The 14,488-nt window shown below is 71.3% G+C and carries 9 protein-coding genes; 1 reads left to right on the top strand and 8 read right to left on the bottom strand.

What is annotated here, in order from left to right; genetic code table 11:
* Nucleotides 1-14: 14 nt before the first annotated feature.
* The 7 genes from B6G06_RS02650 to B6G06_RS02620 all read right to left on the bottom strand — a co-directional run bounded on the left by B6G06_RS02650 (nucleotide 15) and on the right by B6G06_RS02620 (nucleotide 12,693).
* Nucleotides 15-3,716: a bifunctional glycosyltransferase/CDP-glycerol:glycerophosphate glycerophosphotransferase gene (locus tag B6G06_RS02650; RefSeq protein ID WP_158082838.1), complete on the bottom strand. Its 3,702-nt coding sequence runs from the start codon at nucleotides 3,714-3,716 to the stop codon at nucleotides 15-17.
* Nucleotides 3,717-3,759: 43 nt separating this feature from the next.
* Complete coding sequence (gene tagD / locus B6G06_RS02645; protein ID WP_080463346.1) at nucleotides 3,760-4,152, bottom strand: glycerol-3-phosphate cytidylyltransferase; 393 nt, start codon at nucleotides 4,150-4,152, stop codon at nucleotides 3,760-3,762.
* Nucleotides 4,153-4,313: 161 nt separating this feature from the next.
* A complete protein-coding gene (gene wecC / locus B6G06_RS02640) occupies nucleotides 4,314-5,675 on the bottom strand; it encodes a UDP-N-acetyl-D-mannosamine dehydrogenase (RefSeq protein WP_080463347.1) in 1,362 nt (453 codons plus the stop codon).
* Between the two features lie 96 nt (nucleotides 5,676-5,771).
* The gene (locus tag B6G06_RS02635; RefSeq protein WP_229657979.1) at nucleotides 5,772-7,094 is read right to left on the bottom strand and encodes an LCP family protein; all 1,323 of its coding nucleotides are present in this window, start codon (nucleotides 7,092-7,094) and stop codon (nucleotides 5,772-5,774) included.
* Between the two features lie 60 nt (nucleotides 7,095-7,154).
* On the bottom strand, nucleotides 7,155-10,268 hold the full coding sequence (locus B6G06_RS02630) for a CDP-glycerol glycerophosphotransferase family protein (RefSeq protein WP_125898876.1): 3,114 nt from the start codon (nucleotides 10,266-10,268) through the stop codon (nucleotides 7,155-7,157).
* Between the two features lie 38 nt (nucleotides 10,269-10,306).
* A complete protein-coding gene (locus tag B6G06_RS02625) occupies nucleotides 10,307-11,482 on the bottom strand; it encodes a branched-chain amino acid aminotransferase (RefSeq protein WP_080463349.1) in 1,176 nt (391 codons plus the stop codon).
* A gap of 140 nt (nucleotides 11,483-11,622) precedes the next feature.
* Complete coding sequence (locus tag B6G06_RS02620) at nucleotides 11,623-12,693, bottom strand: 3-isopropylmalate dehydrogenase (protein WP_081172158.1); 1,071 nt, start codon at nucleotides 12,691-12,693, stop codon at nucleotides 11,623-11,625.
* A gap of 175 nt (nucleotides 12,694-12,868) precedes the next feature.
* Between B6G06_RS02620 and B6G06_RS02615 the strand changes: the two genes are divergently transcribed.
* Nucleotides 12,869-13,369: a DUF4282 domain-containing protein gene (locus tag B6G06_RS02615; protein ID WP_081170846.1), complete on the top strand. Its 501-nt coding sequence runs from the start codon at nucleotides 12,869-12,871 to the stop codon at nucleotides 13,367-13,369.
* An 87-nt stretch (nucleotides 13,370-13,456) separates the two neighbouring features.
* Here the strand turns inward: B6G06_RS02615 and ilvC are convergent, their stop codons facing one another.
* Nucleotides 13,457-14,488, bottom strand: coding sequence for a ketol-acid reductoisomerase (gene ilvC / locus B6G06_RS02610; RefSeq protein WP_080463351.1), 1,032 nt, complete (start codon nucleotides 14,486-14,488; stop codon nucleotides 13,457-13,459).

Below are 14,488 nucleotides of genomic sequence, written 5' to 3'. Positions count from 1 at the left end.
TGCTTGTCGGTCGGTCAGGTCATGAGGGCGCCGAGCGCCCGCTCGGAGGCGTGCCCGTCGTCCCAGGGGACGAAGAACTCGGCCCGCTGGCGGTAGCGGTCGCCGTAGCGCTCGTTGTAGGCGTCGATGCCCTGGAGCTCGGCGAGGAGGGCGTCCTGCTCGTACAGGAGGGGTCCCACCGCGCACTCCCCCACTGTCATGTACATGCCGCGCGAGGCTGTGTAGTCCTCCAGGTCGGGGACGTAGTTGAACACGGGCTTACCGGTGCACAGGTAGTCGAACATGACCGAGGAGTAGTCCGTGACCAGTGCGTCGGAGATGATGAGCAGGTCGTTGATGTCGTGGTGCTCGGTCAGGTCGAGGATCCGGGCCCGGCTGGCGTCCTTGGCCGAGGCCCGGCGGTTGTAGTTGTGCCCGCGCAGGATGATGGTCCACTCCTCGCCGAGCTCGTCGGCCAGGCGGTCCAGGTCGAGCAGCTCTCGCATGGCCGAGACCTGACCGCCGGCGCCGGTCTCGCGGAAGGTCGGGGCGTACAGCAACACCCGGGCGTCGGCGCGCAGACCGAGGCGGGAGCGCACATGGGCGCGCTCGGCCTCGTCGGCCCGCACGAGGCGGTCGTTGCGGGGGTAGCCGATCTCCAGGATCGGGCCGTCGTAGAAGAACTCGCGGGCGGCGATGGAGGAGAAGAAGGGGTTGGGCGAGACGAGGCCGTCCCACTCCGAGCTCTCCTCGCGGCCCCGCAGGGCGCCGACGGCGTAGGTCCAGGGCGTCTCCTCGATATGGGAGCGCCCGATGTGCTTGAGCGGCGTGCCGTGCCAGGTCTGCAGGTAGCGCTGGAAGGGGCGGTTCCCGTATCCCTCGATGCCGCCGACGTTGTTGACGACGTAGCGGGCCCGGGCGAGCACCTCGAACCACTTCGTGGAGCCCTTGAGCAGCGGGGTGGCGCCGTCGGGCACGACGACCGAGCCGTCATTGACGGCCCAGTAGAGGTCCAGGTCGGTGTCCTGCCTCTTGAGCTCCTCGAAGAGGGCCAGGGGCGAGTCGGCGGCGTGGCCCTCCATGAAAGAGGCGAATACAGCGGCGTCCATGGGCTCGATGCCCGTGGCGGTCTTCCACTGGCCCAGGAGCCGGAATCGGTTGTGGCGGCCGCGCTCGGTGTGGAGCAGTCCCTCGTCGACCCGCATGGTCATGTCCAGGGAGTCGGCGGAGACGTGGAAGCGCGAGTGCAGCGCGCCATCCCAGATGTTCATCTGGAGGGTGGTCTGGAGCAGCGAGGAGTTGGCGCGGATGCGGTACTTGGAGTCCCGCCCGTCCACGCGCAGCCAGAAGTGGTACTCCCCCGTCCTCCAGGCGATCTCGCGGTCGGCGTACCAGCCCTTCTTCCAGGGGCGGATGGTCACAGCGAAGCGCCCGGGCGAGGGGATCTCGAAGGCGCAGTGCTCGAAGGCCCCCTGATCGCTCCACATGGAGACCGTGGACGCGGGGTCGACCTCCGCGGGGCAGCACCCGGTCAGGCGCCAGGCGTGGTCCTCGTAGGTGATCTCGTCGACGATGAGGGAGGAGGCGCCGTCGACGAGGCACAGGGAGCCATCGGAGTCGCCGCGAACCGACCAGGTCCGGTCGGGGCTCTCGCGCACGAGGCCCTGGGCGGGCACGACTCGCTCCCAGTCCCCGCGGGCGCTCTTGACCTCCAGGTGCCAGCCATTGCGGGCCCCCTTGGGGACGTCACGGCCCGGGACCCTCGACATGGATATCGAGGCCTCGACGGCGCCGTCGGCGGCGGCCTTGAGGACCGCGGGCAGGATGGTGGAGTCGTGATCGCGGATGTAGCGGGCCTCGCGGATCGCAGAGCCGTCGACGGAGCGGATGATGGTGGCGAGGCTGGCGTCGCGCTCGACGACGCCGGTGGCCATGAAGGAGAATCGGCGCTGGTCCAAGGTCAGGGGCCTGGTCCAGGAGGACCAGTCGATGGAGGCGCTCCAGCCGTCGTCGGAGATGGCGGTGTCGCCCAGGCGGATCGCGCCGCCGCGCCACACGGGGCGCAGTTCCTCGAAGTCGGAGGCGTGGGTGCGCGAGGCCACCGAGTACCACATGCTCCATGTGCGCGAGATACCGGGCTCCTCGGGGAGTGCCGGCAGGCGGGTGGCCAGGGGCTCGGAGATGATGAAGCCGCAGTCCTCGCGGTCCCCGATGCCGGCGGGCCAGGAGCCGTTGGCCCACTCGTTGCGCACGCGGCGGTGCTCGATGGGCACGGTCAGCCCGTCGGTGGAGCGCAACTCGAAGGAGATGACCTGCTCGGCTCCGGTGGGCAGGATGTCGAGGAAGGCGTAGCCCTCGACGGTGAGCAGCCCGTCACGGATCTGCGCCTCGGTGACGGTGCAGCGGGGCTTGGCGTAGCGGGTCATCGAGTCGTAGCCGCCCTCGATGAGGGGGGCGAGCATCTCGGTGTTGACGCTGAGATCGGCCCGGATGCCCCGCTCGTCCTCGACGATGGGGATGTCGAAGAAGTGCCTGTTGATCCACGCCTCGGCGCGGTCGGCCATCGCGATCTCGCCTCGGGCCTGCCAGGCCACGAGGGCCCGGCGCCCCAGCGGGATGCGGCCCATGAGATCGGGGGTCACGTACGGCCAGTAGCGGGTGAGGGTGGAGATGTAGGCCTGGTCGAACTGGGGGTCGCGCCCGAGGTAGGGGGCGTAGACGGGCAGGTCCCCCTCGAGGAGCTTGAACAGGAGGGTGTCGCGCAGGACCTCGGGGTTGTCCTGGTGGGCCACGAGTTCCCAGGTGCGGTCCACCATCTCCATCTTGTCGACGAGGTTCTTCAACTCCCCGCGCTTCTGGGTGATGGAGGAGCGGTCCTCGCGCTCGCGGTAGAGGTAGACCGAGTCGAAGACGACGTCGATCGCCGAGGCCGCAGCGTAGGCGCGGGCCACGGGGAACATGTCCTCGTAGAGCTTGCCGACGGGGAAGTCGATGCCATTGGCCGCCAGCAGCGACCGCCGGTAGACCTTGTTCCAGGATGTCGTGTCGAACATGAGCTCGGGATGATCCTGGATCTGGACACCGGTGACCACCCTCGACCCGGGTGCAAGCTCGGGGTAGAGGGACTGGTCGTGGGAGTACCCCTGGTTCCAGCCCTGCCATTTCCTCTCGCCCTGGAATCGGAGCACGTTGCCCGTGGCGATATCCGATCCGCTGTGCTCCAGGGCGCCCATGAGGCGCTCATAGGCGCGCGGGTCCAGGAGATCATCGGAGTCGACGAAGCCGATGAAGTCCCCGGTGGCGACGGCCATTCCCGCGTTGCGCGCGTCCGAGAGCCCGCCGTTGGGCTTGTGGAGCACGCGGATGCGGGAGTCGCGGGCTGCCCAGGCGTCGCACATCTGGCCGCAACGGTCCGGCGAGCCGTCGTCGACGAGAATGATCTCCATATCCTTGTAGGTCTGCTTGACCACGGACTCGACGGCGGCATCGAGGTAGTCCTCGACCTTGTACACCGGGATGATGACGGAGAGCTTGGGGCCGGTGGTCATGGAGTGCTGGACCGGCTCGGTGGAGGCGGCGGCCGCGAGCACGGGCGGCAGGTGGGACGGCTGCTGGTGCTGCTCGGCGGTCTGATGGCGCCGGTGGTAGAGCGCCCGCCGCACGGACTTCGGCACCACGGCGCGCCAGATCGGCTTCAACGCGGTTGTCGCGGAGGATTCGGGGCTGTCCGCGGCCATCGGGCCTCCTTCGTGCTCGTTCTCGCGGGATGTCAGCAGGGGATCAGGACTGGGCCATATCACCCTTGATCTGTGTCGTCGATATCTCAGGCGTCCGGGGCAGGTACACGATCTCGCACAGACCGCCGAGCTGCTCATCGAACCGACCCGTCCAGTCGTCACCCATGACGAAGGTGTCGATCTCGTACTTGACTAGGTCATCGACCTTCTGCTCCCAGTTGTTCTCGGGTACCACCAGGTCGACATAGCGGATGGCCTCGAGCATCGCCCGGCGCTCCTCATAGGAGAAGTAGGCCTTCTTGCCCTTCCCGGCATTGAATTCATCAGACGACAGGGCGACCACGAGATAGTCGCCGAGGGCCCTCGCGCGTCGGAGCAGCTCGATATGACCGTAGTGCAGGAGATCGAATGTCCCATATGTGATGACGCGACGCATCGAAGAACTCCTCAGAGAGGCCAGAGCACCTTCAGAACCGAAGATCACGATTCGACATCGAGTATGGTCGATCAATCCGATCCTGTCACCCGTTCAATGGTCGCAATTCCATGGACAACCTCACAGGAACAGCACTTGACCTGCCAATTCTCAGTGAACTTTCAGGATTGCCGCTTCCGCCAGAGGCCCCGGGTGTCGATGACCGCCCTGCCGGCGAGCGACGCATGGTCGAGGCCGCGCATCTCCCGGTGGTCCACGAGGAGGACCACTGTGCTCGCCCGGGCCACCGCGTCCTCGACGGGCGCCAGGCTCACTCCGGGCCAGCCGGATAGGGACTCCGGCAGGGCGTCGATATGCGGCTCGGCGACGATGATCCGCGCGCGCGGGAGCGCCCGTGCCAGCGCTTCAACGATCGCCAGGGCGGGAGATCCGCGCAGATCGTCGACGTCGGCCTTGAACGCGAGCCCCAGCGCCGCGATGGTGGGGGTCGCCTGCCCCCTCACGGCGCTCAGCACCTGCTCGACGACGCGTCCGGGCGTGGCGTCGTTGACCTCGCGGGCGGCGCGGATGAGCCGCGCCCGCTCGGGGGCGGCCTCGACGATGAACCAGGGGTCCACCGCGATGCAGTGCCCGCCCACACCGGGGCCGGGCTTGAGGATCGATACCCTCGGGTGCCGGTTGGCCAGCTCGATGAGCTCCCAGGGGTCCACGCCCTGGTCGGCGCAGATCGCGGCGAGCTCGTTGGCGAATGCGATGTTGACGTCCCGGTAGGCGTTCTCCGCCAGTTTGGCCAGCTCCGCCGTGCGCGCGTCGGTGAGCAGGAGCTCGCCGGTGGAGAAGGCGGCGTAGAGGTCGCGGGCCCGCCGCGCCCCTCGGGCGGTGAGCCCGCCGATGATCCTGTCGTTCTCGACGATCTCGGCCATCGCCCGCCCCGGCAGCACCCGCTCGGGGCAGTGGACGACGTCGACGGCCGCGCCGACGCGCCGCGCGGGAGCGGCGCAGGCGGTGGCACTGCTGATCGCGCCGCCCGCGTCGTCCTGTTCGGAGACAGGGACCGACAGGTCAGGGCGCGCCACTTGGATGGCGCGGGCCAGGCGAGCCGTGGTGCCCGGCGGCGACGTCGACTCCAGGATGACGAGCTCGCCCCCGACCAGGACCGGCGCGATGGCCGCTCCCGCGGCGTCGACACTGCCCAGGTCCGCCCGGTGGCTGGCGGCCAGGGGTGTGGGGACGGCGACGATGTAGGCGTCGGCCCGGGGCATGGTCCGCTGCGCGGTGAGCCTGCCCCTCATGATCTGCTCGGCGACGGCTTGCTTGAGGCCCTCCTCGACGAAGGGGGGTTCGCCCCTGCCCACGGCCTCGACCCTCGACGCGGAGGTGTCCACGCCGATGACCCTCAGGCCGGCGCTGCTCAGGGCCGCGGCGGTGGGCAGGCCGATGTATCCCAGGCCGACCACCGCCACGGTGCTGATGGGGGTCCCGTCCGATGGGTCGGCCGGGGCGAGGGTCCGCGTCGTCGTCACTGTCTCACTCCATCTGAAGACCCAGGGGGCCGCTGATGCCGCCTATTTCCGGTGATGCTGCTCGCGGCCGGCGAGCGGGGCCGCACGACCTCCGCCTCACTCGACAGCCGCTGGCAGCTGCGGGACGGCGTCGGCGTGCTCGGCGAGGTACTGGGAGACGGTGTCGTTGGCGACCGCCTCGAAGAGCGGGGCGTCGGCGGCCTGGTCCAGCAGGACGATCGACTGGCCGTCCTCACTCGTGCTCGTCCCCTGGAAGGGGGCGGTCACATAGGCGATGCCGCTCGGCCCCAGGCCTCGCAGGCTCAGGGCGAGGGACTGCATCTCATCGATGGAGAAGCCCTCATCCACCGACATGGTGCCGGCCGCCGCGGAGAGGACACTGTAGAGCCCCGCGGGATCGGACATGAGGCCCCCGTTGAGGACCTGGGAGACGATGGCGCGCATCCAGGCCTGCTGGCGCTGGATCCTGGAGAAGTCGCCGCGGGAGAGGCTGTAGCGCTCCCTGGTGAAGGCCAGGGCCTGCGCACCGTTGAGGCGCTGGGAACCCGCGGCGAACTCGGTGCCCGCCAGCGTGGTCGGCTTCTCCAGGCGGAGCGTCACCCCGCCGATCTCGTCGGTGAGGGTGGCGAAGGACTCGAAGTCGGCCACCGCGAAGTGGTCGATGCGCACGCCGGTGAGGCTCTCAACGGTCTGAATCGCCAGGCCCGGCCCGCCGTAGGAGAAGGCGGAGTTGATCTTCCCGGTACCGTGCCCGGGGATGGGGACCCAGGAGTCCCTCGGGATGGAGACGACCGAGACGCCCCGGCGGTCGCCGTTGACGTGGATGATCATCATGGCGTCCGTGCGCTGGCCGCCCTGCTCCCACTGGGAAGGGTCGCCTGCGCTGATCCGGGAGTCCGCCCCCATGACGAGGATGTTGACCGGGGCATCGCCCTGAACATCCGCCGCGGAGGGGCGCTCGGTGAGGCCGACAAAGGGGTCCGGGATCCTCTCGATGGCCGAGTCCACGCGATGACGCAGCCACCATCCGAAGGCGCCGACGCCCGTGACCAGGACGAGCAGGAGGACCAGGACGGAGACGAGCGCGATCCGCCAGCGGCGCGCGGGGGGCGCCGCTGGCGCCTCATCGGCAGCTGCGGGCGTCGATGCGCCGGGGGTGGCGTCAGCCGCGGCAGCCATGGCGAGCGCGGCTGAGGCGTCAGTCACGTCGTCGGCGGGAGCCCGCTCGCCGAGACCGGCGTCCTCCTCGGGATCAGCGGGATCGCCCGACTCCGGGGCGTTGTTGGGGCCCGGCTCGGCGAGGCTCATCGGATCGCCTGACAGGAGCGCCTCGGCGCTTGAATCGTCGGTGTCGCTCGGCACATCCGGATTTCTCGCGTTGTCATCGGCGGCAGGGACGAGATCAAGGGTCTCGTTCATGGGGCTATGGCATCACACCAGTGGCGTTTCCACCAGCCCGCGAGACCGGCAGGAGTGTCATCAGGGCAGATGCCCCAGGGACTGCGCCACCCAGGCGCGCAGATGCGCCAAAGTCCGCTCGACGGGATCGGGGCCTGAGTCCTCCGGGGCGGCGGTGGCCGACCCGCCGCCCGGGCCAGGAGGAGCGGCCAGGGCTCGGCGCAGCTCGGCGATGAGCTCGGCGTCGTCGTGGCTGACGGGCCAGGGGGCGTCGTCGGGCCAGTGGCCGTACAGGCCCTGACGGCGCCGGTAGTCCTCCAGGTCGGGCACGTGCACGATCGCGGGGCGGCCCGTGAGCGCGAAGTCCATGATGATGCTCGAGTAGTCAGTGACGAGGACGTCCGCGGCGAGCATGAGGACCTCCGCGCGGGGATGCCCGCTGACGTCGATGACGCGCGGACGGGCACCGGGGCGCCCGTCCGGGGTGGCGAGCGCGAGGCGGTTCATGTGGTGTCCGCGCACCAGGACGACGGCGCCGGTCTCGCGGGCGATGCCCGCGGCGTCGACGATGCGGGTGATCGGGGCCTCCCCCTCGCGCAGATCCTCACGCCAGGTCGGGGCCAGCAGGACCACCGGGGTGTCGTCGGCGACACCCAGCTCGGCGCGTGTTCGGCGCCGGATCTCGACCCGGGAGCGCTCATCGGCGGTCAGGGGCGCGTTGCGGGGGTACTCCCCCACCCAGGTGGGGCCCGTGCAGCCGAGTGCCGAGCGCAGGCGCTCCTCGGCGACGGGCGACTGCGCGAGCAGCAGGTCCCACTGGGGGGCCTGGGCGGTGATCATGCGCAGGTAGGTGAGGCTGGTCGCCCCGGGGGCAGCGTCGTGGCCGAGGCGCTTGATCGGCGTGCCGTGCCAGGTCTGCAGGACCCGCTGACCGGGGCGCTTGGCCCACCAGATCGGCAGGCAGTCGTTGGTGATGATCACCCGTGCCGTGCGCAGGGCGCGGAACCACTCCTCGCCGCCGCGGATCACCGGGATCGTGCCGGGCGGCGCGGCCACCGTCCCGTCGACGACGGAGAACCAGAGCGGGGCGCCCAAGCCCCGGCGCGCCAGGTCCACGGCGATGGCGCCGGGGCTGTCCTCGCCGCTGCGGCCCTGGAAGGACTCCAGGAGCACGCCGCCGACGAGCGGCCCGGCGTCCTCGTCGATGAGCAGGCGCCTGCCGCGCCGCGTTCGCTGTCCGGGGGCCAGGGGCGGCAGCAGGCTCAAGGACACGCGCCCGGTCTCGATGGCGAGCCGCGCGCTGCGAGCGCGGCCGGCCAAGTCGACCACCGGGGCGAGCCCGGCCGCGGGGGCACAGTCCGCGGTCGTCCCGCCGGGCAGCGCCCATCGGAGCCGGTAGGTCCCTCGCGCGATGGCGGGGTCGTCGAGCGGGATCGAGGCGCGCCACAGGGAGGTGGAGGGCCCCATGGCGGCTTCCGCGGCCCCCCGGGAAGAGGTGAGGACGAGGCGCGCCGGGGTCTCCTCCACCCAGTCGCCGCCGGGCCCCTCCAGCCAGAGGCTCTCCCCCTCGGTCCAAGCCCGTGCGATCCGGGCGGTCCCGGGCGCCTCTCCCGGAGCCGAAGACTCCCCGCCGGGGGCGGCCAGTGCCGCGCCTACCCTCAATCGACCGTCCGCACCGCGCCAGACGGCGCTCCCGCCCGAGCTGGCGGCCCCGCTCATCCAGATCGGGGCCGCCAGGTGGTCCGAGAGCTCCTGGTTCCCCGCGCTCAGCGCCACGCGCAGCAGAGCGCCAGCTCCGGGCGGCCCGCCCAGGGTCACGATGGCGCGGAAGCCCGCGGCCTCGTAGCCGCGCCAAGGGTCCTGGGCGGCCTCATCGGCCTCGGGGGCGCTGCGCGGCTCGATCTCGACGGCGCTCGGCGCGCTCGCCCCATCCTGGGCCGGAGTGGCGCTTCCCTCGCGGGCCGGCTCGCCGACGAGTGCGACCCGGGGCCTCCCGGCGAGCGCGGGATCGAGGCCGGGCACGCGCGCCCAGCCCTCGATGACGAGGGTGCCCGCGTCGCGCCACGCGAGACTCGTGGCACGAGCCTCCACGCGCAGGTCGATGGGCCGGATGGCGAGCAGCTCCGCGGGCAGGGCCCTCAGGCGGCCCAGGACGGGGGCGGCGGCCGCCAGGCCGGCCCGGGCACGGGCGTCGGGGACGAGGGGGAGGCTGGTGGTGTCCTCGGCGCGCGAGGCCAGGGCCTCCCAGAGCTCATCGAGGGGACCATGGGCCAGGACCCAGAGCAGCACCCGGTCGAGGAGCGGCAGCATCGCCCAGGCAGGGTCGGCCGCACTGGGGACGAGCCGGACGGCCAGGGCGCGCAGGCGCCTGGCCCCCTCGTCCCCTGCCGTCGCGGCGGATAGGGCGAGGGGCAGGAGCCCGCCTCTCAGGATGCTCCCCAGGACGCGCTCGCGCACGGGCGCGGCGGCGCCGCTGAGCAGCGTCGGCAGGTGATCCGCCGTGCGGGCCAGGCGCTCCAGCCGGCGCTCCCGACTGAGCGGCTCCACCGCCGTGCAGGAGCGGACGAGGGCGCTGACGACGTCGATCCGCCGCGCGGCCAGCAGCAGGCCGAGGGCGGCATCGGCGCGGTCCTGCGGGTCACCGAGCGCGCCGCTGCGGGCCAGGCGGCGCCAGGCGCTCGTGCGGGCCACGAGACGGCCGGGCGCCGGGGCCTCCAGGATGCCCGGGGCCTCTTCGAGGCGCAGTCCGCGGCCCGCGGGGCCCAGGGGCTCGGCGCGCCAGTCGCCGTCGAGCACGCGGCTCGCCCCGACGGCGAGGTCGGAGCCCGATCGTTTGAGGGAGTCGATGAGGGCGGCGGGCCCATCGTGCTCGATCCGATCCTCGCCGCCCATGAGGAGCACCCATCGGGAGCGGACGGCACCCAGGGCCGCCCCGGCGCCGCCCTCGATGACGCGGACGCGGCAGTCCCGGGTGGCGAGTGCCTCGACGGCCTCGCGCGCGGGCCCGCTCAGGGTGCTGCCCCCGGCCGCCCCGCCCGCGGCGACGATGACCTCGACCTGGCGCAGGGACTGGTTGAGGCAGGAGCGGATCGCCGCCTGGGCCGCCTCCGGGCCCCCGGGGGAGGCCAGGACGAAGCTGAGCGCGGGCCTGCCCCACCGCCGTCGGAGGCGCTGGGGCAGCCGTGGGCCGGGCACGATCAGGGGTGGGGAGGGTCGGGGGATGGAGCCGCGGCTCAGGCGAGCCGGTACATCCATCCGTAGGGGTCGGGCTCGGTGCCGTTCTGGATGGCGGTCAGCCGGGAGTGGATCTCACTGGTCACCTCGTGCCCGCCGAGCTCGACCTCGAAGCCCTCCCCCTTGAGACGGCCCAGCGGGACGACGACGGCCGCGGTCCCGCAGGCGAAGACCTCGCTGATGGCCCCGGAGCGGATGCCGTCAAGCATGCCCTGCAGGCTGATCGTCTCCTCGACGACCCGCCGTCCGGAATCCGCCAGGAGGCGCAGGATCGCCGAGCGGGTGGAGCCCTCGAGGATCGTGCCGGTCAGGCGGGGCGTGCGCACGGTGCCATCGGCGTCGACGACCATGAGGTTCATGCCGCCGAGCTCCTCGATATTCGTCTGGGTGATGTCGTCGAGGAAGCAGACCTGGTCGCAGCCGTGCTCGACCGCGATCTGCTGGGGAAGGAGGGAGCCGGCGTAGTTGCCGCCGGTCTTGGCCGCGCCCGTGCCGCCCCGACCGGCGCGGTGGTAGTCGCTGGAGACCCAGATGCTGATGGGTGTCAGTCCGCCCGTGAAGTAGGCGCCCGACGGCGAGGCGATGACGTAGTAGTCGATGATGCCGGCGGAGTGGACCCCAAGGAAGGCCTCAGAGGCGAAGGCGAAGGGCCGCAGGTAGAGGGACTCGCCCTCGCCGGAGGGGACCCAGGCGGCGTCGGCGCGCACGAGGCCGACCAGGGAGGCGATGAAGTCCTCCTCGGGAAGCTCGGGCATGGCCAGGCGGCGGGCGGAGGCGGCCATGCGGGCGGCGTTGTACCGGGGCCGGAAGGTCCACACGGAGCCGTCGGCGTGGCGGTAGGCCTTGATGCCCTCGAAAACCTCCTGGCTGTAGTGGAGGACGGCCGCCGCTGGGGACAGGCTGATATCCGCGAAGGGGACGATGCCATGATCGGTCCAACCCCGCCCGGCGATCCAGCGGGCGTGGGCCATATGGTCGGTGAAGCTGGATCCGAACCCGGGGTTGGCGAGGCGCTCGGTCCGCTCCGCCTCGCTGGCGGGCGCGGGGTTGGGGGCGAGCGCGAAGCGGTCGGCGAGCTCGTCCGCAGTGGGGACGGGGACCTCCGCGGCGCGGGCCAACGGGGACGTGAGGGAGTCGATCGGGGAGCGCGGCATCGCAGCGGTGGTCTCAGGCATGGGCACACCCTACGTCCGTTCTCATTGACCGGACAGGGGGTCTCGCATGCCGTCTTGGCCGTCTTGCGCCGTCTCCACCGCGGTGGCCCCCGATATCGCCGCCGCGGCGACGCCGCGTCCCGGAGGCGGGCTCCGGCGGCTCAGGCCCGCAGTGCTGCGGCGATCGCGTCCCCGATCTCGCTGGTCGAACGGGTCAGCGGACCGCCCTCCTCGTTGGCGCGCGCCCGGGTGCCCATGTCGGCGTCGACGGCGGCGCTCACCCGCGCGGCGGCATCGGGCTCGCCGATGTGCTCCAGCAGGAGGGCGGCGGCCAGGATCGTGGCCGTGGGGTCGGCGATTCCCCGGCCCGCAATATCGGGGGCCGAGCCGTGGACGGGCTCGAACATGGAGGGGAAGACGCGGTCGGGGTTGATGCTGCCGGAGGCGGCCAGGCCGATGCCGCCGGTGATGGCGCCGGCCTCGTCGGTGAGGATGTCGCCGAAGAGGTTGTCGGTGACGATGACGTCGAAGCGGGCGGGGTCGGTGACCATGTAGATGGTGGCGGCGTCGACGTGGCAGTAGTCGACGCTCACCTCGGGGTAGTCAGCTGCGACGGACTCGACGACGCGCCGCCACAGGTGGCCCGCGTGGACGAGGACGTTGTGCTTGTGGACGAGGGTGAGGCGCCGGCGGCGGGCGTTGGCCCGCTCGAAGGCGTAGCGCACGAGGCGCTCGACGCCGAAGGCGGTGTTGACGCTGACCTCGGTGGCGATCTCGTGGGGGGTTCCCACGCGCACAGCGCCGCCGTTGCCGCAGTAGAGGCCCTCTGTGCCCTCGCGCACGACGACGAAGTCGATGTCCCCGGGCTCGGTCAGCGGCGTGGGCACGCCCGGGTAGTGCTTGGCCGGGCGCAGGTTGACGTAGTGGTCGAGCTCGAAGCGAAGGCGCAGGAGGAGGCCGCGCTCCAGGACGCCGGAGGGCACGGAGGGGTCGCCGACTGCGCCCAGGAGGATGGCGTCGTGCTCCTTGATGGCGGCGAGGTCCTCGTCGGTGAGGGTGTCGCCCGTGGCGTGCCAGCGCTCGGCGCCGAGGTCGAAATCGGTGCGCTCGATGGTCGTGCCGGTGCCGGCCAGGGCGGCGTCGAGGACCTTGAGGCCCTCGGGGACGACCTCCTTGCCGATGCCGTCGCCGGGGATCACTGCGAGCTTGATGGTGGTGCGAGCCTCAGTCATGGCCACAGGCTACGACTCCTGGTCACGATGCGAGACGCACCGTCCGCATTCCGGCGGAGCGCCATCGCAGCGACATGAGATCACGACTTCGCGAAGCGTCCCCCGCAACTGCACGAGGCTACCTATCATGAGGCCGGCGCGGCAAGACAGCCGCCTCCCCTACCAGGAGCTACCGATGCAGAACCCTCCCGTTCCCGAGCCGAGCAACCCCAGCGCGCCTAGCGCCTACGACGCGTACCCGTCCGCCCCCGCCGCAGGCGCTGCCGCCCAGCCCTACGGCCAGCCGTACGCCCAGCAGGTCCCGCCCGTCCCCGCCGCTCCGGGCTACGCGCCCCCGGCCTACGCGCAGCAGGCACCTGGATACGCCCGGGATCAGAGCCAGTCCACCGGATTCTTCAAGGCCCTGTTCGACCTATCGTTCTCCAACTACATCACCCTGACCCTCGCCAAGGTCATCTACGTCGCCGTCATGGCGGCGTGCGTCGTCGTCTGGCTCGTGATGGTCTTCAGCGCGTTCTCCGACGACGCCTCCACCGGAGTCGTCGTCCTCTTGCTCGGCTGGATCCCGGCGTTCCTCTACGTCATCCTCGCCCGTCTGGGCCTTGAGGCCTCCGTCGCACTCATTCGCGCCGCGCAGAACACCTCCGAACTCGTCGCTCAGGGCAGGCGGGGCTGACGCCCGCCCCTCCCACCACGACGCGTCCCCGGGCGGCCAAGGGTCGCCCGGGGACGCGTCGTGCTGCGACGGGCGCTCAGCACGCGGTCAGCGGGCGACGGAGCCCTCGGTGTAGTCGGAGTCGACCTCGGCGCGCCAGGCGAACATGGAGCGCACCTCGCGGCCGGTGGCCTCGATCGGGTGGGCCTCGCCCTCAGCCCGCAGCCTCTTGAACTCCGGGGCGCCGGCGGCCTGGTCATCCATGAAGCGCTTGGCGAAGGAACCGTTCTGGATATCACCCAGGACCTCCTTCATATGCTCCTTGACGTCCGGGGTGATGACGCGCGGGCCGGAGACGTAGTCGCCGTACTCGGCGGTATCGGAGCAGGACCAGCGCTGCTTGGAGATGCCACCCTCGTTGATGAGGTCCACGATGAGCTTCATCTCGTGGCAGACCTCGAAGTAGGCCATCTCGGGCTGATAGCCGGCCTCGACGAGCGTCTCGAAGCCGTACTCGATGAGCTTGGAGACGCCTCCGCACAGGACGGTCTGCTCGCCGAAGAGGTCGGTCTCGGTCTCCTCGCGGAAGGTGGTCTTGATGGCGCCGGCGCGGGTGCCGCCGATGGCCTTGGCGTAGGACAGCACGAGCGGCCAGGCGGTGCCGGTGGCGTCCTGCTCGACGCACACGAGCACGGGCACGCCGCGGCCGGCCTCGAACTCGCGGCGCACCGTGTGGCCGGGGCCCTTGGGGGCGACCATGATGACGTCGATATCCGCGCCGGGCTTGATGTAGCCGTAGTGGATGTTGAAGCCGTGGGAGAACAGGAGGGCGGAGCCGGGCTTGATGCTCGGCTCGATCTCCTGGGAGTACAGGGTGGCCTGGACCTGGTCGGGGGCGAGGACCACGACGACGTCCGCCCAGGCGACGGCCTCGGCGATCGGCTTGACGGTGAGCCCCGCCTCCTCGGCCTTGGCGACGGACTTCGAGCCCTCGCGCAGGCCGACGACGACCTCGACCCCGGAGTCGCGCAGACTGAGCGCGTGGGCGTGGCCCTGGGAGCCGTAGCCGATGACGGCCACCTTCTTGGAGGCGATGACGGACAGGTCCGCGTCGTCGTCGTAGAACTTCTCTGCTGCCAT

Origin of the sequence: Actinomyces gaoshouyii (genome assembly GCF_002076915.1) — a bacterium.
In the GTDB taxonomy this organism is placed as follows: Bacteria; Actinomycetota; Actinomycetes; order Actinomycetales; family Actinomycetaceae; genus Actinomyces; species Actinomyces gaoshouyii.
The sequence above is the reverse complement of the archived record's forward strand: the minus strand, read 5'-3'. Positions and strand labels throughout refer to the sequence as shown.

What these genes read in the sequence shown, in the direction of transcription:
- B6G06_RS02650 (WP_158082838.1), bottom strand. Translation starts at nt 3,716, where the DNA reads ATGGCCGCGGACAGCCCCGAATCCTCCGCGACAACCGCGTTGAAGCCG.
- tagD (WP_080463346.1), bottom strand. Translation starts at nt 4,152, where the DNA reads ATGCGTCGCGTCATCACATATGGGACATTCGATCTCCTGCACTACGGT.
- B6G06_RS02635 (WP_229657979.1), bottom strand. Translation starts at nt 7,094, where the DNA reads ATGAACGAGACCCTTGATCTCGTCCCTGCCGCCGATGACAACGCGAGA.
- B6G06_RS02625 (WP_080463349.1), bottom strand. Translation starts at nt 11,482, where the DNA reads ATGCCTGAGACCACCGCTGCGATGCCGCGCTCCCCGATCGACTCCCTC.
- B6G06_RS02620 (WP_081172158.1), bottom strand. Translation starts at nt 12,693, where the DNA reads ATGACTGAGGCTCGCACCACCATCAAGCTCGCAGTGATCCCCGGCGAC.
- B6G06_RS02615 (WP_081170846.1), top strand. Translation starts at nt 12,869, where the DNA reads ATGCAGAACCCTCCCGTTCCCGAGCCGAGCAACCCCAGCGCGCCTAGC.
- ilvC (WP_080463351.1), bottom strand. Translation starts at nt 14,488, where the DNA reads ATGGCAGCAGAGAAGTTCTACGACGACGACGCGGACCTGTCCGTCATC.